Genomic DNA, 18,835 nt, shown 5'->3' with positions numbered 1-18,835 from the left:
TCCTTAAGATTTCTGGAACATGGCGAGCATGCGCCGGGTTACGAGGAAGCCGCCGAAGATGTTGATCCCGGCCATGAAGACAGACAGCGCCGCCAGCAGGATGACCAGGAACGACCCCGACCCGATCTGCATCAAGGCTCCGACGATGATAATCGACGAGATTGCGTTTGTGATCGCCATCAGCGGAGTGTGCAAGCTGTGTGCTACGCCCCAGATTACCTGGAAACCTACAAATACGGCCAACACGAACACGATAAAGTGCTGCATGAAGCTGGCCGGGGCCACCAGCCCCACCAGCAGCATCAGTGCGCCGCCAACACCCAGCAGGGTGAACTGCTGTTTGGTCTGTGCCTTGAAGGCCGCGATCTCTTGCGCTTTTTTCTCTTCCGGGGTCAGTTCTTTGACTTCCGGCTTCTTCTGCGCCGCAATCGCCTGCACCTTGGGCGGCGGCGGCGGGAACGTGATCTCACCCTCATGGGTCACGGTCGCGCCGCGGATCACGTCATCTTCCATGTCGTGATTGATCTGACCGTCCTTCTCAGGCGTCAGGTCGGTCATCATGTGGCGGATGTTGGTGGCGTACAGAGACGAAGACTGCGCCGCCATCCGGCTGGGGAAGTCGGTATAGCCGATGATGGTCACGCCATTGTCGGTCACGACCTTCTCGTCCGGCACGGTGCCTTCGACGTTGCCGCCACGCTCGGCTGCTAGGTCAACGATGACCGAACCCGGCTTCATCGCTTTGACCATATCCTCCAGCCACAGCTTCGGCGCCGGGCGGTTCGGGATCAAGGCGGTGGTGATGACGATGTCCATTTCCGGCGCAAGCTCACGGAACTTGGCAAGCTGCGCGTTGCGGAATTCCTCTGATTGAACTGAGGCATAACCACCGGTCGCCGCACCGTCCTGCTGTTCTTCCTCGAAGTCCAGATAGACGAATTCAGCCCCCATGGATTCGACCTGTTCGGCCACTTCCGGGCGCACGTCGAACGCATAGGTGATCGCGCCAAGTGAGGTCGAGGTCCCGATGGCCGCCAGACCCGCCACGCCCGCGCCCACGATCAAAACCTTGGCAGGCGGCACTTTACCGGCAGCCGTTACCTGACCGGTGAAGAAACGTCCAAAGTTGTTGCCTGCCTCGATCACCGCGCGGTAGCCCGCGATATTGGCCATCGAAGACAGCGCATCCATCTTCTGCGCGCGCGAGATACGCGGAACCATCTCCATCGCGATGACGTTGGCACCTTTGGATTTGGCCAGCTCCATCCCCTCTTCGTTCCCGGCTGGGTTGAAGAATGAAATCAGCGTCTTGCCTTTGGTCAGACGCTTCATCTCGGTCTCGGTTGGGATGCGAACCTTTGCGACGATGTCCGAGTTCTTCCACAAAGACGCGGCGGTTTTGACGACCTCGACACCGACCGCCTCATAGGCCGCATCCGAGAACCCGGCAGCGGCACCCGCGCCTTTCTCGATGGCGCAGTCATAGCCCAGTTTCTGCAACTGCACAGCGGAGTCCGGCGTCATCGCGACCCGGTTCTCGCCATCCAATATTTCCTTCGGTGTGCCTATTTTCACTGGCAATCCCCCTATTTCTAAGGCCGAGCAGGTCCTCGGGTATGATTCGTTAAGAAAAGATGTATCTTGCGCAACTTTATTTCGCAAGCGCAGCATCCGTTACGTAGTGTCATGGAGGTGCCCACTCCTAAACCCAGCGACGCGTTTTGCGTTCATATCGGGCGAAATCCGCGCGGAAGGTGCGGCGCAACCGGTCCTCTTCTGGCACAATGAACCGACGCTCCAGTACCCAGACAAAGATGGGCACCAGCACCAGCGAGAAGATTGCATCAAACCGAAGGATCAGACCGGTTAGGATCAGAACGTCACCCAGATAGATCGGATTGCGGCTGCGCCTGTAAATGCCCGACTGTACCATGGCACTGGGCGTTTCATGTGGAATCACAGTGGTCTGATGCCGGCGAAACTCAAAAACCGCAAGAACCGCAAGAAGAACGCCGCCGCCGATCAAGACACCGCTGATTAGGTCGGTCAGCCCACCGTCCAACGACAGGCCAAGCCCCATGTATCGGCCCTGTAGCCAAGCCAGCAGGACAAAGCCCGCAAGCCACACAGGGGGAACATCGATCCAGCGCATAGTCTGTCCTTCGTGGGTGACGCCACGTAAGGATACGTGTCGTTTCTGGGCGCTGTCCTACCGTTTTCAGGTCAGAATAGCAAAACCCACGATGTCGCATCAGTGGACAGGCTGCTGCGGATCAGATACGCCGGTGGGTAAACAGCGACAGATAAACACAAAAAACGAGCTTTCATGACCGATTTCGCAGCAACCAAAGCCATGTTCGATCTGCCCGAAGGTGTGATCTATCTGGATGGCAACTCTCTGGGCCCCCTGCCTAAATCAGCGACCTCGCGTGTGCAGGATATGCTGACAGATGAATGGGGTCAGATGTTGATCACCGGGTGGAACAAGGCGGGCTGGATGGGGCTGCCCACTGGGCTGGGCGATCGCATCGGCCGCTTGATCGGTGCCGAACAAGGCAGCGTCGTCACAGGCGACACCCTGTCGATCAAGGTGTATCAGGCTGCGGCTGCCGCGCTTGAACTCAATCCGTCCCGAAAGGTTGTGCTGTCAGATAACGGCAACTTCCCGTCAGACCTGTACATGGCGGATGGCCTGCTACGCTCGCTGGGCGAAGACTATGAGCTGCGCATTGTAGACCCAGAGGATGTGGCAGAAGCAATCACAGAAGAGGTTGCGGTTTTGATGCTGACCGAAGTCGATTACCGCTCGGGCCGGATGCATGACATGAAAGCGCTGACCGAACTTGCACATGCAAACGGCGTGATAACGGTCTGGGATCTTGCGCATTCCGCCGGTGCAATTCCCGTTGATCTGGAAGGTTGCAATGCCGACTTTGCTGTAGGCTGCACATATAAATACCTCAACGGCGGCCCTGGCGCACCGGCCTTTATCTATGTCGCACCTCGACTGGCTGAAACGGTGCGTCCGGCCCTGTCTGGTTGGCTGGGGCACGAAGCCCCCTTTGCGTTTGATCTGGATTATCGCCCCGGCAGCGGGATCGAACGGATGCGCGTGGGCACGCCACCCGTGATCCAAATGACGGCTTTAGCCGCGGCCATGGACATCTGGGACATGGCCGAAATGGCAGATGTCCGAGCAAAGTCCATTGAATTGACTGAGCTCTTCATAACCCGCGTCGAGGCCGCCTGCCCCGAACTGCAACTGGCCAGCCCAAGAACGCCAGAGGTGCGTGGCAGCCAGGTCTCATTCCGCTTCACAGAAGGCTACGCTGCGATGCAGGCCCTGATCGCACGGGGTGTAATTGGCGATTTCCGCGCGCCAGATATCATGCGCTTTGGTTTTACGCCGCTTTACATCGACGAGGCCGACGTAATCCGAGCAACCGAGATTATGGCCGATGTGATGCAGAACAAGTTGTGGGACGCGCCGGAATACAAGATCCGTAAGCGCGTTACCTGACCTCAAGCCCAGCACCGAAAAGGGCGGCAACCTGCGCCACCTGCTGTTCATAGACTTCGGCCCCGGCGCCGATCAGCTTTAGCCCCTTGAGCGTGGCGGTGATCGTCCGACCGGTCTCTGCCGCGTCCGTCTGAAGGCGAACCCGTCCCTCTTGCTCCTGTTGCGTCAGCCAAACCGCATAAAGCCCTGCCAGTTTAGCCTCACCCGCAGCGATGATTTCAGAAGACAGGGATTTGGTGTTGTCCAGCATCTCGAGCCCGTGTGGAGAGGCCAGGATTTTAGCCATCCCGTCCGTCTGCGCCTGCACCGCACGCGTCAAAACCTCGGGCACCGACCCTTGCGTCGCCAGTGCTTCGGCGACCGCAACGCTTTTTTCGGCGTAGTACAATTCGGTCAGCTTGCTGACGATCGCCTCTTTGTTCTTGTAGTGCAGATAGACCGCTGGCCGCGACATCCCCGCCCCACGCGCAATATCGTCCATCGAAGTCTTTCGATACCCGTAGGTGGAAAAGGCTTGAAACGCCGAGTTCAGGATCGCCTTTTGCCGTGAATCGTCATTCGTGTCTTTCATAACCGAAGCACTGACATTTTTTGTTTAAATTGTCAATTGACAGCATGACACTTTTCGCTAAATATGTCAGAAACCAGCCACAGCAAGAAGAGGTGCGCCATGGCGACGGCCCTTAAGATCAATGGAAAGCAACATCAGGTAGACCTGCCTGATGACGTCCCCCTGCTCTGGGTTCTGCGGGATGAGGTCGGATTGACCGGCACTAAATTCGGCTGCGGCGTTGCCGCCTGCGGAGCATGCACCGTTCATATCGACGGCGAGGCCGTGCGGTCCTGTCAGGTCGCGTTGTCGGATGTTTGGGGTGACGTGACCACAATTGAAGGCATCGGAGCACCAGACACCCTAGCCGCCATCCAGCAAGCTTGGGTCGATCATCAGGTTGCGCAATGCGGATATTGCCAGTCTGGACAGATCATGCAGGCCACTGCCTTGCTGGCAGAAAACCCGGCACCTACCGATGCAGACATCGATGAAGCAATGCAGGGCAACCTTTGCCGCTGTGGCACCTACCCCCGCATCCGGGCCGCAATCCACGACGCAGCGTCCAAGCTGAAGGAGGCATAAGCTATGGGTAAAGTTGTCAAAATCCTCCGTCGCACGTTCCTGATCGGTTCGGCTGCAATTGTTGGCGGTGTGGCCTTTGGCGCATATTACGTCACCCGCCCAGCCGCCAACCCGCTAAAACCCGGTGAAGGTCAGGCCGCGCTGAACCCGTTCGTATTGATCGATCAAAATGGCGTCACCCTGTTCGCCCCCCGCGCGGAAATGGGTCAGGGCGTGAAAACCACTTGGACCGCGCTGATTGCCGAGGAACTGGACGTCGACCTGGATCAGATCACCGTTCTGCATGGCCCGGCGGCAGCGGCCTATTACAACTCGGCCCTGGTGGGCGAAGGACTGCCCAACAAGGGTTATGACATCTCGAATTTCCAGCACAATCTGGGTGAGGCACTGGGCGTTCTGGGCAAGACGCTGAGCCTGCAGGTCACTGGTGGTTCGACCTCGATGAAAGACGGGTTCGAGCGGATGCGGCAAGCTGGTGCTTCGGCGCGCGAAACGCTGAAACGCGCAGCCGCAGATCGGTTAGGCGTTGATCCTTTAGAGCTGCAAACAGCCTCGGGCCACGTTATTGCGCCCAACGGCGACAAGATTGCCTATTCCGAGCTTGCCGAGGATGCAGCTGGATTGGAACCGGTCGAAGTGCCTTTGCGCGATCCGTCCGAGTGGCGCTATCTGGGCCGGACCCAACCGCGTCTGGACATGGTTGGCAAGGTGACCGGCACGGCCGAGTTCGGCGTTGATGTCCGCCTGCCGGGCATGAAATTCGCGGCCGTACGCATGAACCCCAAATTGGGCGGCGCGATGAATGGCTTTGATGACGGTGCCGCCCAATCCATGCCAGGGGTCGAGAAGATTGTCGATCTGGGTACAGGTGTGGCCGTGATCGCCAACAACACCTGGTTGGCAAACCAAGCGGTTGAGGCCATCGACGTTGACTGGGGCGACGCGCCCTATCCACCGGAAACCGACGGTATCTTTGCCAAGATAGCCGAGGCGTTTGACGACGCGCCGAATTCGACCATGCGCGACGACGGCGATGTCAGCGTGACGCCCGAGGGCGCGACGGAAATCACCGCTGAATACCAAGTGCCCTATCTGGCCCACGCCACGATGGAGCCGATGAATGCCACCGCACTGTATACCGGAAACGCTTTGGAGCTGTGGTGTGGCAATCAGGCCCCGACCCTGATTCAGTTCCGTGTCGCGAACACCGCCAATCTGGACACGGACGCGGTGCAGATTCACACCACCTATCTGGGGGGCGGATTTGGCCGCCGGGGCGAGTTGGATTTTGGCGAGATCGCCACCAAGGTTGCCATGGCCATGCCCGGCACGCCGGTTCAGACGACCTGGAGCCGCGAAGAAGACATGCGCCATGATTATTACCGCCCCGGCGCAATCGCTCGGATGCGTGGTGCAGTGCACGACGGCAAAGCTGTGCTGATCGACGGAAAGGTGGCGGCGCAATCTCCGACCCAGCAGGCAGTCGAGCGCTACACCGGCTTCCCCGGTGGCGGCCCTGATAAGGTGCTGGTCGAAGGATTCTTCAACCAGCCCTATGCAGTGCCAAACTATCGCATGAGTGGTCATATCGCGGATCTGGCCGTCCCGGTGGGCTTCTGGCGCTCGGTCGGTAACAGCCACAATGGCTTTTTCCATGAGACATTCATGGATGAAATGGCCCATGCCGCAGGGCGCGACCCGCTGGAGTTTCGACTTGAGTTGATGAAGTCCGAACACGCCCCCTCTTCCGGGTGTCTTGAAGCGGTGAAAGAGATGTCGGGCTGGACCGGCCAGACGCCTGAAGGCGTAGGCCGCGGCGTCGCCTTTGCCTACAGCTTTGGCACACCCGTAGCACAAGTGATCGAGGTCGTCGACGAAGACGGCACCATCCGCATCAACAAGGCGTGGATCGCCTGCGACATGGGGCTTGCGCTGGACCCTGACAACGTCAAAGCGCAGATGTTCGGCGGCATGATCTATGGCCTGTCCGCCGCGTGCTATGGCGAAATCACCTTTGCAGATGGTGAAGCTGAACAGTTCAACTTCCCCGACTATGACGCCATTCGCATGCACACGGCCCCGCAGGTCGAGGTGCGCGTTCTCGAGACCAACCGCCACATGGGTGGCGCAGGAGAGCCCGGCACGCCCCCCTCGATGCCCGCGCTCGGAAATGCCCTGTTTGATCTGACCGGAGAACGCGCCCGCAGCCTGCCGCTGATCAACCAGTTCAACCTGCTGGTTTGATCACAAAACGTCGGCTCGCCGCCCCCTAGGCGCGCCGGCGTAAAACTACGCAGTTTTCTGGAACACCTGCGCACCCTTGGACCAGGCTTGCACTGCTGCACCAAAAGCCTCGAACAGAGGGCGCGACACCGGGTCGTTGATGGCATCCCATTCGGGGTGCCACTGAACGGACAGCGTAAAGCCAGGCGCGTCCTTGATATAGATCGCCTCGGGCGTGCCGTCGGGCGCGTGACCGTCAATGACGACGCGCTCGCCAATGGTCTTGATGCCCTGCCCGTGCAGCGTGTTGGTCATGACCTCGACCGCACCAAACAGGTCATGGAACACGCCGCCCTCATCCAGTGTCACAACATGCCGCAGCGCAAATTTCTCTTCCAGCGTACCGTCGGGCGGCATTCGATGGTTCATGCGCCCCGGCAAATCCCGGATCTCGGGATAAAGCGTTCCACCCATCGCCACATTGACCTCTTGAAACCCGCGGCAGATGCCCAGAAACGGTTGTCCACGTTCCACACAGGCGCGAACCAGCGGCAGAGTGATGGCGTCGCGTGCCCGGTCGAACTCTCCATGCGCTTCGGTTTCAGGTTCGCCGTATTCTTCCGGATGCACATTAGGGCGACCGCCGGTCAGCAGAAAGCCGTCGCAGACCTCCAGCAACTCATCGACCGTCACATAGCGCGGATCCGCCGGGATCAGCAGCGGCAGACATCCTGACACATTGGCAACCGCGTCCGAGTTCATCGTCCCGCCGGCATGGGTCGGGTATTGGTCATTCATGAGGTACGAGTTGCCGATGATACCGACGACAGGACGAGACATTCCGCTTTCCTTGTTTTTTCAGCGCTTAACAGGGAAGCTAGCGGCAGCCTCTCAGACGTGCAAGAATACACGCCCTGCATGACAGCGCAGGGACGTGTTCAGGGGTGCACAATACAATCCCTCAAAAGATACTTTAGACAGAATTATTTCCCAATAATTTCCCTCAATCGGGAAATTATTCAAAAGTTTTGGCATTGGCAGGACAAACCAAGCGGAGACTTAAATCTCACCGACTAAACCGGCTGCCTCAATTCCAGCCATTGCAGCCACTGCATCATTGTCCGAGGTGTCTCCTGTCACGCCGACAGCGCCGATCACGGCGCCTTTTCGGTCGCGCAGCAGAACACCGCCCGGCACCGGCACAACCTGCCCACCATAAACGCCATTCACCGCAGCCATGAAATAGGCCTGCGCCTCGGCGCGCTGCATCTGCGCAGTCCCGGCCATGCCCAACATGACCGAGCCATAGGCCTTGCCATGCGCAATCGCGAAACGACCCGGGGCGGCACCGTCTTCGCGTTCGAAGGCGATGACATGACCGCCCGCATCGAGAACCACGGCAGACAGAGGTTTCAACTCCATCTCGCGCCCCTTCTCAAGAGCCTTACGAATGATGGTGCGCGCTTTGCGCAAAGAAATAGCCATCTCTGATCCCTTTCATTTGGATAAAATCTTCTTTGGAAAACAAGGGGTAGGTACTACCCCTTGCCCCGACCCGAACCGTTTACGCCTGGCTTGCCTTCAACTCCAGACGACGGGCGTGCAGAACCGGCTCGGTATAGCCCGAGGGCTGAACACGCCCTTTGAACACCAGATCGCAGGCCGCCTGAAAGGCGATGCCGTCAAAGCTTGGTGCCATAGTCGTATAGCTGGGGTCGCTGTCGTTCTGACGATCCACAACAGCGGCCATTTTCTGCATCGCGGCCATTACCTGTGCTTCGTCCACGATGCCATGGTGCAGCCAATTGGCCAGCGCCTGAGACGAAATCCGGCAGGTTGCGCGGTCTTCCATGAGGCCGATGTCGTTGATGTCCGGCACCTTGGAGCAGCCCACGCCCTGATCGACCCAGCGCACCACATAGCCGAGAATGCCCTGAGCGTTGTTTTCGACCTCACGAGTGATTTCATCGTCGCCTAAATTCCGACCATCCAGCAGTGGAATGGTCAGCAGGTAATCCAGCGTACCGCGCGCACCTCCGGCAGCCAGTTCATCCTGGCGCGCAAGCACATCAACCTTGTGATAATGCGTCGCGTGCAGCGTCGCGGCGGTTGGCGAAGGCACCCAGGCGCAGGTCGCGCCAGACATCGGGTGCCCGATCTTGGCGTCTAGCATGTCGCCCATGCGATCCGGCATTGCCCACATGCCCTTGCCAATCTGTGCCTTGCCTTTCAAGCCGCACGCCAGGCCAATGTCGACATTGCGATCCTCGTATGAGGCAATCCAGGGCGTATTTTTAATATCGCCTTTGGGCAGCATTGGGCCGGCCTCCATTGACGTGTGGATTTCATCCCCGGTCCGGTCCAAAAACCCGGTGTTGATGAACGCCACGCGCGACTTCGCCGCCCGAATACATTCTTTGAGGTTGACTGATGTGCGCCGTTCCTCATCCATAATACCCAGTTTTACGGTATTGCGGGGCAAGCCAAGAATATCTTCGACCATGTCAAAAATCTCGACCGAGAACGCAACTTCCTTGGGCCCGTGCATCTTGGGCTTTACGACGTAGACCGAACCTTCGACCGAGTTACCGCCTTCGCGCTTCAGATCGTGCATGGCGATCAAAGTGGTGCACAGTGCATCCATCAGCCCTTCACCGATCTCGCGCCCCTCTGCGTCCAGCACAGCCGGGTTGGTCATCAGGTGGCCTACATTGCGCACCAGCATCAGCGACCGTCCTTTCAGCGTAGCCTGACCGCCTGACGGTGTAGTGAAGCTCAGGTCGTCAGCCAGCTTGCGGGTGAACGTGGTGCCGCCTTTTGTCACCTCTTCGGTCAGGTCGCCTTTCATCAGACCCAGCCAATTGCCATAGGCCACCACCTTGTCGGCGGCATCGACACAGGCGACCGAGTCCTCGCAGTCCATGATCGTCGACAGCGCTGACTCGAGCCGGACATCCGCGATGCCAGCGGGATCAGTTGCGCCAATGGTACTGGAAGGATCGATCATGATCTGAATGTGCAGGCCATTGTTTTTCAGCAGCACGAATTCCGGTTTGTCCGCCGCACCACCAATCCCGGCAAATTGCGCAGGTTCGACCAGCGCAGGAACCAATCCTCCATCCTTCACTGTAAGGCTGGACACGTCTGACCAAGACCCGGACGCCAGTGGTACGACGTCGTCCAGAAAGGCTTTAGCCCAGGCGATCACGCGCGCCCCACGCGCGGCATCATAGCCACCGCCTGCTGGCAAATCGCCCATAGCGTCAGTTCCGTAAAGCGCGTCGTAAAGACTGCCCCAACGGGCATTGGCAGCATTCAAGGCAAAACGGGCATTGGTGATCGGCACAACAAGTTGGGGACCGGGGGTAAGGGCAATCTCGGGATCCACGTTTGCCGTCTCGATCTGAAACCCATCCCCTTCCGGGACCAGATAACCGATCTCTTTCAGGAAAGCCTGGTATTCAGCAGGATCAATCTCCTGGCCCTTGCGGGCCATATGCCAGCCGTCGATGCGGCTTTGAATTTCAGACCGTTTAGCAAGGAGGTCGCGATTCTTCGACCCCAACTCGTTCACCAACCGCGCCAGGCCCGCCCAAAACTGCTGAGGAGACACATCCGTACCTGGAAGCGCCTGCGTCTCTATAAACTCTGCCAATATCGGATCGATCTGCAGCCCGCTCAGAGTCTGTCTGCCAGTCATGTTCCCGCTCTCCCGCGATTGTGTGCCACTGTATGCTTCGGTGCATTTAGGGGGAAAGTTTCCGATAGGCAACTTTTGTCGAGTGATTAGCAGTATTCGATCCTTCAAAAAGCTGCCTCAAAATCAGCAAGCGAATGAAGCGGGCCAGTTGCAGCCCCTGACCGAAGCCCCTAACGTCGCGCCAAACCAGCACGGATACGAGGCCCCAGATGCGCGACGCTGCCCCCACAACAATTTACCTGAAGGACTACACGCCGTTTGGCTATCTGGTGGATAACGTGCACCTGACCTTCGACCTTGCTGACCACGCCACCCGGGTCACATCGCGCGTCGCCTTTCGCCCAAACCCCGATGCCACGGAGCGGACCTTCTTTCTGCACGGGGAAGACCTCGCGCTGATCAGCGCCTCGATCAACGGCGCTGAAGTCACGCCGGATGTGACAGACAAGGGCCTGACAGTTGCCGTACCGGATGAACCCTTCATCTGGGAGGCCGAGGTCGAGATCGATCCCGGCAATAACACCGCGCTGGAAGGGCTTTACATGTCAAACGGCATGCACTGCACGCAATGCGAGGCAGAGGGGTTTCGCAAAATCACCTATTACCCCGACCGCCCGGACGTCATGTCCACCTTTACCGTGCGTATCAACGGCGACCTTCCGGTGTTGTTGTCCAACGGTAACCCGTCGGGCAAGGGTGAAGGCTGGGCCGAATGGACCGACCCATGGCCCAAACCGGCCTATCTGTTTGCACTGGTCGCAGGAGACCTAATCGCCCACCCCGGCCAATTCACCACCAAGTCGGGCCGCGACGTGGAATTGAACCTGTGGGTTCGTCCCGGCGATGAAGGCAAATGCGCCTTTGGCATGGAAGCCTTGAAAAAATCGATGAAATGGGACGAAGAAATCTATGGCCGCGAATACGATCTAGACGTGTTCAACATCGTCGCCGTGGATGATTTCAACATGGGCGCGATGGAAAACAAGGGGCTGAACATCTTCAACTCGTCGGCTGTTCTGGCCAGCCCCGAAACTTCAACCGATGCGAATTTCGAACGCATCGAAGCGATCATTGCGCATGAATATTTTCACAACTGGACCGGCAACCGCATCACCTGCCGTGACTGGTTTCAGCTGTGTCTGAAAGAAGGGCTGACGGTATTTCGCGATGCGCAGTTCACATCCGACATGCGCTCGGCCCCGGTGAAACGCATTCACGACGCCATAGACCTGCGCGCGCGCCAGTTCCCCGAAGACAACGGCCCCCTGTCACACCCGGTTCGCCCCGAGAGCTTTCAGGAGATCAACAACTTCTACACCGCGACCGTCTATGAGAAAGGCGCTGAAGTAATCGGAATGCTGAAACGCTTGGTCGGGGATGACGCCTATACCAAAGCGCTGGACTTGTATTTTGAGCGCCATGACGGCCAAGCCTGCACCATCGAAGATTGGATCAAGGTATTCGAAGACACCACAGGCCGCGACCTGACTCAATTCAAACGCTGGTACAGCCAATCGGGCACGCCACGCGTCACCGTTTCGGAAGACTGGGCGGACGGCATTTATACCCTGACGTTGAAACAGCGCACCGAGCCGACGCCGGGACAGAATGAAAAGCAGCCTCAGGTAATCCCGGTTGCCGTGGGCCTGTTAGGTGCAAATGGGGATGAGGTCCGCCCGACCGAAGTGTTGGAACTGACCGAAGCTGAGCAAAGCTTTCAATTCACCGGGCTGGCCGCAAAACCCACACCGTCAATCCTGCGTGATTTCTCAGCGCCGGTTATTCTTGAGCATGACGTCAGCAACGCCGAGCGGGCGTTTCTGCTAGCCCACGACACCGACCCCTTCAACCGTTGGCAGGCTGGGCGGTCTCTGGCGCAGGACACTTTGCTGCGAATGATCCAGGATGATGCCGCGCCGGATGCCGATTACCTCGATGGTCTGCTGGCCGTGCTGCGTGACGGAGAACTGGACCCGGCCTACCGGGCCTTGATGCTTGGGCTGCCGACGCAGTCCGAGCTAGCGGCAACCTTGTACGAGCGCGGGCAGACCCCTGATCCGATGGCGATCTGGTCCGCGGTAGAGACACTGCGGCAGGCCACGGCCCAGCACGTACAGGATCTGTTGCCCCGGCTACACAGCGAAGCCTTGGTGGATGGCCCCTATGCGCCGGACGCTGCGCAATCCGGCAAGCGCGCCCTTGGCAGCGCCGCGCTGGCGCTGACCACCCGACTGGATGGCGGAGCAATGGCAGCCGAAGCCTACTCCAAAGCGGATAACATGACCCTGCAACTAACCGCCTTGTCTTGCCTGCTGCGTGCGCGCAAAGGTGAGGCCGAATTGGCCGCGTTCTACAGCCAGTGGCAGCATGACCGTCTTGTCATGGACAAGTGGTTTGGCCTTCAAGTGGCAATGGCTGCACCCGAGGCAACACCCGGTGTGGCACAGTCTCTGACGCAGCACTCTGACTTTAACTGGAAGAACCCCAACCGGTTCCGCGCGGTTATGGGCGCGCTGGCGATGAATCATGCCGGGTTCCATCAGCCTGACGGGGTTGGCTATGCCCTGCTGGCTGATTGGCTGATCCGACTGGATCCCGTGAATCCGCAAACCACTGCCCGCTTGTGTTCGGCATTTCAAACGTGGAAACGATATGATGCCGACCGTCAGGACCTGATGCGTGCGCAGCTTTCTCGCATTGCTGAAACCCCGAACCTGTCGCGTGACACCAGTGAAATGGTATCGCGTATCCTTGGCGCATGACGGACTTCACATTTGCCCGCCAGAACCGAAACACGCGAACATTGGTCATTCTGGCTGCGGTCTATTCCGGTTTGATGGCTCTGGTCGTCCTGTTCGATGCCGCCTGGTGGATCGTATGGCTGCTGGCATTGGGCACCCTGCCAGCTGTGTGGGACGTGATCCAGAATACGCGCGCTGGCGTGCAGATCGATGCGGCCGCCATACGCTGGTTTACCGGCAAGCGTCAGGCAGAGGTCCTGCTGCAGGACATTGATTTTTTCCGATTTGACACGCGGTGGGACTTGTCCGTACGCGTTTCCATCGTTCTGCATTCGGGCAAACGAATCCGTTTACCCGATGAGTCGCTCCCGCCGCATCGAGACCTTGAACCGGTCCTGACACAGGCCGGATTCCGTGTTGAGCGCCATCATTTTACTATTTTCTGAAACACTGGGCCTCTGACCGGTAAATTGGACACAAAAAGCGAAAACTGTTAAGCATTTAACTTGATCTGAGCCCAATATCTCGCCAGATTTATAAGCAGTTCAGTGTTTTTACAGTTTTCGAGTTTTGCCATGTTTCGGTCGTTTAGGGCATTGTTTGCCCAGAAATCAGCCTCATCTGCCCCAACCGCACCAGATTTGTGCGCAACGCAGTCTGCTTTGGCTGCTGCTTTGCCGGATCAAGGGCAACTCAACATTCCTGTTGCGCGAACAGGTGATGAAAACCTGATCGGACATTCCACAATCGAGCACGGCCGTCACCTTGCCAGACAAGATCGTTGGGAAGATCTTTCCAAGGAGATGCGCGCGGCGGATCAGGATCGTGCTGCCGTGTCGGACGGAATGCCGATTGCCGACCTTCTGGCATTTGGGGCCAGATCGGATGTGGTGCTGGCTGCGGAACATGCGCTGACGGATGGAAAGGCCATTTCGGACTATGACCTGTTGGGAGGTATATCTGAGCTTGAAGGCGAAATGGCAGACTTTCCCGATGATCCGATGATCGCTACTGTCGTGTCCCTTGCCCATATCGATCTGGCCTGGGCTTGGCGCGGAACCGCCTCGGACGCGGCACTGCCGCCGTTGCACCGATCGCGCTGTGCGGCGCATTTCGACCGGGCCGCGTCGATCTTGCCCAAATGCCGGGCTGATGCCCCGGACAGCCCGCTGATTGCTGCGGCAAGCTGCGCGCTTTTGGCCGGTCAGCGCAGATCCAATGCGCGTGTGTCAGACGAATACGAGCGTCTGATCACGCTGGATCCGCGCAACCAACGGCACATGCGTGCCATGGGCAGCCATCTGTTGCCCCGGTGGTTCGGAAGCTACGATGAATTGGAATTGCAAGCGATGCGTACTGCGGCTCGGACCCAGGGCGTCTGGGGTGCTGGCGGCTACACTTGGGTCCAATTCGACGCCATTGCATTGGATGAAGAAGCCTGTGCGCGTGTCGATACCGAGTATTTCCTGGACGGTTTGCGCGACATCGTGCGGCTGCGGCCCGACCAGCAAATGATCAATATGCTCTCGGCCTATTGTGCAATCACCATCCAGAACGGACGAGGAGTGAACGAACAAGCCGACCAGTTCCGAGCACAGATGCGCGAGACCGCAAACTGGTTGATCCGCGACCACTTGACCGAGTTGCATCCCATGATCTGGGCCCACGCGACCGCAGGTTTTAACAACTCCGTCCGCATCAACTCGCCCGAGCGGTTTGCCGCGCGGGGTCAGCGGGATGCATTGCGGGCAATCTCGGATCTGTTCCGAGACGAATTGCGTAGCGGTATGGATGTGACCTTCACACCAACAGGCCTACAGTTTTCCCAGAACTGAACGCGTCAGGATTCCCCCTTGCCCCTAGGCCCTGCCGGGCCTAATACGCAGGCTTAGACTTCTGCGGAAATGAGGCGCGCCATGCTCGATCTGACATACGAAATGCCCAAACCCAAGACCATTGCCGGGGCCAAGCACGACTGGGAACTGGTGATCGGGATGGAGGTGCACGCTCAGGTCTCGTCCAATGCCAAGCTGTTTTCTGGTGCGTCGACCCAATTCGGGGCCGAGCCGAACTCGAACGTGGCCTTCGTCGACGCGGCGATGCCGGGAATGCTGCCTGTGATCAACGAATATTGCGTTGAACAGGCTGTGCGCACCGGGCTGGGCCTGAAGGCGGACATCAACTTGAAATCGGCGTTTGACCGCAAGAACTATTTCTACCCCGACCTGCCGCAGGGCTATCAGATTTCGCAGCTGTACCACCCCATCGTGGGCGAAGGTGAAGTGCTGGTTGAAATGGGTGACGGCACCGCGCGCATGGTTCGCATCGAACGCATTCACATGGAGCAGGATGCGGGTAAATCGATCCACGACATGGACCCGCATATGTCCTTTGTTGACCTGAACCGGACCGGCGTTTGCCTGATGGAGATTGTCAGCCGCCCCGATATTCGCGGGCCGGAAGAGGCCGCCGCCTATATCGCCAAACTGCGCCAGATCATGCGTTACTTGGGCACCTGCGATGGCAACATGCAGAACGGCAACCTGCGCGCCGACGTGAACGTATCGATCTGTTTGCCGGGTGCCTATGAGAAGTATCAGGAAACGCAGGATTTCTCGCATCTTGGCACGCGGTGTGAGATCAAGAACATGAACTCGATGCGCTTTATCCAGCAAGCGATCGAGGTCGAAGCCCGCCGCCAGATCGCCATCGTCGAAGGGGGCGGTGAGGTCGAACAGGAAACCCGCCTGTATGACCCGGACAAGGGCGAGACCCGCTCGATGCGGTCCAAGGAAGAGGCGCACGATTATCGTTACTTCCCCGACCCTGATCTGCTGCCGCTGGAAATCGAACAAGCGTGGGTCGACGACATCGCCGCGAAGCTGCCCGAACTGCCCGACGAGAAGAAGGCACGTTTTATCAGCGAATTCGGCCTGACCGACTATGACGCATCGGTTCTGACCGCCGAAGTGGAATCGGCTGCGTATTTCGAAGAGGTCGCCAAGGGCCGTAACGGGAAACTGGCTGCGAACTGGGTCATCAACGAACTGTTCGGCCGGTTGAAAAAAGAAGACCACGACATCACCGACTCGCCGGTTTCTCCGGCGCAGTTGGGTGGGATCATCGATCTGATTTCGTCGGATGCCATTTCGGGCAAGATCGCCAAGGACCTTTTCGAGATCGTCTATACCGAAGGCGGTGATCCGGCGCAGATCGTCGAAGACCGCGGCATGAAGCAGGTGACCGATACCGGCGCCATCGAAGCTGCTCTGGATGAAATCATTGCCGCCAACCCGGCGCAGGTTGAAAAGGCCAAAGTGAACCCGAAGCTGGCGGGCTGGTTTGTCGGTCAGGTCATGAAGGCGACCGGAGGCAAGGCGAACCCGAAGGCCGTGAACGAACTGGTCAGCAAAAAGCTTGGGTCGTAACCCGTTTTATGTGTACAGGTCTGCCAGCGGCAACGCGTGGATTTGTACACATCGTATTCTCACGAAATCTTAAGACTGGGGGGGCAAGCCATCGGCTTGACTTCCCCCTGTTCGCGCTCTTTCTTCGCCTCCAGAGAGGTTAGGTATCATGCAGAACAGATTTGATCAGGAACTCGAAGACCGGCTGGTGCGATACGCGGCCATTGACAGTCAGAGTGACGAGACTTCCCCTACAACCCCAAGCACGCAAATCCAGTTCGACATGCTGAACCTGTTGCGCGACGAGCTGGCCCAGATCGGCGCGCAGGATATCGAGATCACAGGCGATAGCGTGGTGGTTGCAACCATTCCCGGAAACGCTCAGGGGCCGACAGTGGGCTTTTTGGCGCATGTGGATACGGCCCCACAGTTCAACGCCACAGGCGTCAAGCCACGTGTCATCAAGGGATACAATGGCGGTGACATCTCATTCCCCGACGATCCTGATCTGGTTCTGTCGCCGGAAGAAAACCCCTATCTGGCCGAGAAAATTGGGCATGACCTGATCACCGCTTCAGGCACGACCCTGCTGGGTGCGGATGACAAGGCGGGCGTGTCGATCCTGATGACCATGGCACGGCACCTGATCGAAAACCCGGATATTCTGCACGGACCGATCCGCATCGCCTTTACCCCGGATGAAGAGATCGGGCGCGGTGTAACCGAACAGCTGCCCAAGAATCTGGGCGCGGATTTCGCCTATACGCTGGACGGTCAGGAAGTCGGTGAGATCGAGTACGAGAGCTTTTCAGCCGACCGTGCTGTGATCAAGATCGAAGGCGTTTCGATCCATCCCGGTTTGGCGAAAGACAAGATGGTGAACGCAGCACATCTGGCGGCCAAGATCGTTCAGACGCTACCTCAGGCCACCATGACCCCGGAAACCACCGATGGGCGCGAAGGGTTCATCCATGTCACCGACATGAATGGCGGCTCTTCCGAGATGGAGATCAAACTGATCCTGCGTGATTTCGAGCTGGACGCACTGGAAGCCCAGCGCAACATCGTGCGTCAGGTGTGTGCCGCCGTACAGGCCACCGAACCACGCGCGACCATCACCTGCGAGATCAGCCATCAGTATCGCAACATGCGCTATTGGCTGGAAAACGACATGACGCCAGTCGATCTGGCCCGGGATGCCTGTCGTGAGTTGGGGATCGAACCTCTGTCCGTCCCGATCCGTGGCGGCACCGACGGGTCGCGCCTGACCGAGTTCGGCACCCCCTGCCCCAATCTGTTCACTGGGATGCAGTGTATTCACGGGCCGATGGAATGGATTTCGGTGCAGGACATGGCGCTGGCGACCGAACTGTGCCTGTCGGTTGTGACCAAGGCAGCACAGACTGGTGGCAATCATCAGGGCTGAAATCCGCCGGTTGGGCAACGGCTCTTTCCCTCGGGGATCAGCGTGTTAGTTTATCGCGAACAGGTGTTTAGGAACAGTTGATGCAGCGCTACGAATACAAGGTGATCCCCGCCCCACAAAAAGGTGTCAAAGCCAAGGGCGTCAAAACGGCTGAGGGTCGCTTTGCGGTCTCGGTTGAACAGGTCCTGAACCAAATGGGTCAGGACGGCTGGGAATACCAACGCGCCGAATTGCTGCCCAGCGAGGAACGCGCGGGCCTGACCGGATCGACCACAAACTGGCGCAACGTGCTGGTGTTCCGGCGCGTGGTGGAAGAAGAAGTTGACGCACCTGAAATCGGCACAGCACTAGATATGGACAGCACCCCGTTGGCCCAGCCAGTACCGGGCCCTGACGAGGTTCAAGCGCCGAAACCGATTGCCGCGGAAGCGGATGAACCGCCCTTGTCTTTGAAACGGTCTGATGAAACACCCGAGGCCGGTGAAATCTCAAAAACCTAATCTTTGTAGCAGGGATTGGTGTCTTTATCAGGCCCCTTGACTGCCTGCTATATTGAGAAACCTCTAAGTCTTTTAAATTTACCACCCCTTCAATAAGGATTTTTTTTCGCAACCAGCGTCTAGATTTATCCCTTGATGGATCCAGCCCGCTTCGATCGCGAATGATCGGGACAGACGCTTTTC

The 18,835-nt window shown here is 58.3% G+C and carries 15 protein-coding genes; 9 read left to right on the top strand and 6 right to left on the bottom strand.

Going from position 1 to position 18,835, the window contains the following annotated elements; translation table 11 throughout:
* Positions 1-3 precede the first annotated feature (3 nt).
* A complete protein-coding gene (locus GOV91_RS11110; RefSeq protein ID WP_171175231.1) occupies positions 4-1,575 on the bottom strand; it encodes a Re/Si-specific NAD(P)(+) transhydrogenase subunit alpha in 1,572 nt (523 codons plus the stop codon).
* A gap of 127 nt (positions 1,576-1,702) precedes the next feature.
* Positions 1,703-2,152 (bottom strand): isoprenylcysteine carboxylmethyltransferase family protein, encoded by a 450-nt coding sequence (locus tag GOV91_RS11105; RefSeq protein WP_171175233.1) that lies wholly within the window; start codon positions 2,150-2,152, stop codon positions 1,703-1,705.
* Between the two features lie 174 nt (positions 2,153-2,326).
* Here GOV91_RS11105 and kynU point away from each other — a divergent pair, with 174 nt between their 5' ends.
* Complete coding sequence (gene kynU / locus GOV91_RS11100; RefSeq protein WP_171235549.1) at positions 2,327-3,520, top strand: kynureninase; 1,194 nt, start codon at positions 2,327-2,329, stop codon at positions 3,518-3,520.
* Here kynU and GOV91_RS11095 read toward each other — a convergent pair.
* Positions 3,513-4,091, bottom strand: coding sequence for a TetR/AcrR family transcriptional regulator (locus tag GOV91_RS11095; RefSeq protein WP_171235548.1), 579 nt, complete (start codon positions 4,089-4,091; stop codon positions 3,513-3,515). The genes kynU and GOV91_RS11095 overlap by 8 nt on opposite strands.
* Before the next feature lie 99 nt (positions 4,092-4,190).
* Between GOV91_RS11095 and GOV91_RS11090 the strand changes: the two genes are divergently transcribed.
* Together GOV91_RS11090 and GOV91_RS11085 are read left to right on the top strand one after the other, a co-directional pair.
* Positions 4,191-4,655 carry a (2Fe-2S)-binding protein gene (locus GOV91_RS11090; RefSeq protein ID WP_171175239.1) on the top strand — a complete coding sequence of 155 codons (465 nt, stop codon included), beginning with the start codon at positions 4,191-4,193 and terminating at the stop codon, positions 4,653-4,655.
* A 3-nt stretch (positions 4,656-4,658) separates the two neighbouring features.
* The gene (locus GOV91_RS11085) at positions 4,659-6,899 is read left to right on the top strand and encodes a xanthine dehydrogenase family protein molybdopterin-binding subunit (protein ID WP_171235547.1); all 2,241 of its coding nucleotides are present in this window, start codon (positions 4,659-4,661) and stop codon (positions 6,897-6,899) included.
* Positions 6,900-6,944: 45 nt separating this feature from the next.
* Here the strand turns inward: GOV91_RS11085 and GOV91_RS11080 are convergent, their stop codons facing one another.
* The 3 genes from GOV91_RS11080 to GOV91_RS11070 form a co-directional block, all read right to left on the bottom strand.
* Complete coding sequence (locus GOV91_RS11080) at positions 6,945-7,718, bottom strand: gamma-glutamyl-gamma-aminobutyrate hydrolase family protein (RefSeq protein ID WP_171175243.1); 774 nt, start codon at positions 7,716-7,718, stop codon at positions 6,945-6,947.
* Positions 7,719-7,937: 219 nt separating this feature from the next.
* Positions 7,938-8,363: a heme-binding protein gene (locus GOV91_RS11075; protein WP_171235546.1), complete on the bottom strand. Its 426-nt coding sequence runs from the start codon at positions 8,361-8,363 to the stop codon at positions 7,938-7,940.
* A 79-nt stretch (positions 8,364-8,442) separates the two neighbouring features.
* Positions 8,443-10,578 (bottom strand): malate synthase G, encoded by a 2,136-nt coding sequence (locus tag GOV91_RS11070; protein ID WP_171235545.1) that lies wholly within the window; start codon positions 10,576-10,578, stop codon positions 8,443-8,445.
* Between the two features lie 209 nt (positions 10,579-10,787).
* Here GOV91_RS11070 and pepN point away from each other — a divergent pair, with 209 nt between their 5' ends.
* From pepN to GOV91_RS11040, 6 genes are all read left to right on the top strand, one after another.
* A complete protein-coding gene (pepN, locus tag GOV91_RS11065; RefSeq protein ID WP_171235544.1) occupies positions 10,788-13,340 on the top strand; it encodes an aminopeptidase N in 2,553 nt (850 codons plus the stop codon).
* Positions 13,337-13,765 carry a hypothetical protein gene (locus GOV91_RS11060; protein WP_171235543.1) on the top strand — a complete coding sequence of 143 codons (429 nt, stop codon included), beginning with the start codon at positions 13,337-13,339 and terminating at the stop codon, positions 13,763-13,765. Before pepN ends, GOV91_RS11060 begins: the two co-directional genes overlap by 4 nt.
* Before the next feature lie 129 nt (positions 13,766-13,894).
* Entirely contained in the window at positions 13,895-15,154 is a 1,260-nt protein-coding gene (locus GOV91_RS11055) for a hypothetical protein (RefSeq protein WP_171235542.1), read from the top strand.
* Positions 15,155-15,235: 81 nt separating this feature from the next.
* On the top strand, positions 15,236-16,747 hold the full coding sequence (gatB, locus tag GOV91_RS11050; protein ID WP_171175256.1) for an Asp-tRNA(Asn)/Glu-tRNA(Gln) amidotransferase subunit GatB: 1,512 nt from the start codon (positions 15,236-15,238) through the stop codon (positions 16,745-16,747).
* Between the two features lie 148 nt (positions 16,748-16,895).
* Positions 16,896-18,152, top strand: coding sequence for a peptidase T (gene pepT, locus GOV91_RS11045; protein ID WP_171235541.1), 1,257 nt, complete (start codon positions 16,896-16,898; stop codon positions 18,150-18,152).
* Positions 18,153-18,232: 80 nt separating this feature from the next.
* Positions 18,233-18,652 carry a DUF4177 domain-containing protein gene (locus GOV91_RS11040; protein WP_171235540.1) on the top strand — a complete coding sequence of 140 codons (420 nt, stop codon included), beginning with the start codon at positions 18,233-18,235 and terminating at the stop codon, positions 18,650-18,652.
* Positions 18,653-18,835 lie beyond the last annotated feature (183 nt).

The organism is Ruegeria sp. HKCCA6837 (assembly GCF_013034475.1).
In the GTDB taxonomy this organism is placed as follows: Bacteria; Pseudomonadota; Alphaproteobacteria; order Rhodobacterales; family Rhodobacteraceae; genus Ruegeria.
This window is presented reverse-complemented; position numbering and strand designations above follow the sequence as displayed.

What these genes read in the sequence shown, in the direction of transcription:
- GOV91_RS11040 (WP_171235540.1), top strand. Translation starts at nt 18,233, where the DNA reads ATGCAGCGCTACGAATACAAGGTGATCCCCGCCCCACAAAAAGGTGTC.
- GOV91_RS11090 (WP_171175239.1), top strand. Translation starts at nt 4,191, where the DNA reads ATGGCGACGGCCCTTAAGATCAATGGAAAGCAACATCAGGTAGACCTG.
- GOV91_RS11055 (WP_171235542.1), top strand. Translation starts at nt 13,895, where the DNA reads ATGTTTCGGTCGTTTAGGGCATTGTTTGCCCAGAAATCAGCCTCATCT.
- GOV91_RS11095 (WP_171235548.1), bottom strand. Translation starts at nt 4,091, where the DNA reads ATGAAAGACACGAATGACGATTCACGGCAAAAGGCGATCCTGAACTCG.
- pepT (WP_171235541.1), top strand. Translation starts at nt 16,896, where the DNA reads ATGCAGAACAGATTTGATCAGGAACTCGAAGACCGGCTGGTGCGATAC.
- GOV91_RS11060 (WP_171235543.1), top strand. Translation starts at nt 13,337, where the DNA reads ATGACGGACTTCACATTTGCCCGCCAGAACCGAAACACGCGAACATTG.
- GOV91_RS11075 (WP_171235546.1), bottom strand. Translation starts at nt 8,363, where the DNA reads ATGGCTATTTCTTTGCGCAAAGCGCGCACCATCATTCGTAAGGCTCTT.
- gatB (WP_171175256.1), top strand. Translation starts at nt 15,236, where the DNA reads ATGCTCGATCTGACATACGAAATGCCCAAACCCAAGACCATTGCCGGG.
- GOV91_RS11070 (WP_171235545.1), bottom strand. Translation starts at nt 10,578, where the DNA reads ATGACTGGCAGACAGACTCTGAGCGGGCTGCAGATCGATCCGATATTG.
- GOV91_RS11085 (WP_171235547.1), top strand. Translation starts at nt 4,659, where the DNA reads ATGGGTAAAGTTGTCAAAATCCTCCGTCGCACGTTCCTGATCGGTTCG.
- kynU (WP_171235549.1), top strand. Translation starts at nt 2,327, where the DNA reads ATGACCGATTTCGCAGCAACCAAAGCCATGTTCGATCTGCCCGAAGGT.
- GOV91_RS11105 (WP_171175233.1), bottom strand. Translation starts at nt 2,152, where the DNA reads ATGCGCTGGATCGATGTTCCCCCTGTGTGGCTTGCGGGCTTTGTCCTG.
- GOV91_RS11080 (WP_171175243.1), bottom strand. Translation starts at nt 7,718, where the DNA reads ATGTCTCGTCCTGTCGTCGGTATCATCGGCAACTCGTACCTCATGAAT.
- pepN (WP_171235544.1), top strand. Translation starts at nt 10,788, where the DNA reads ATGCGCGACGCTGCCCCCACAACAATTTACCTGAAGGACTACACGCCG.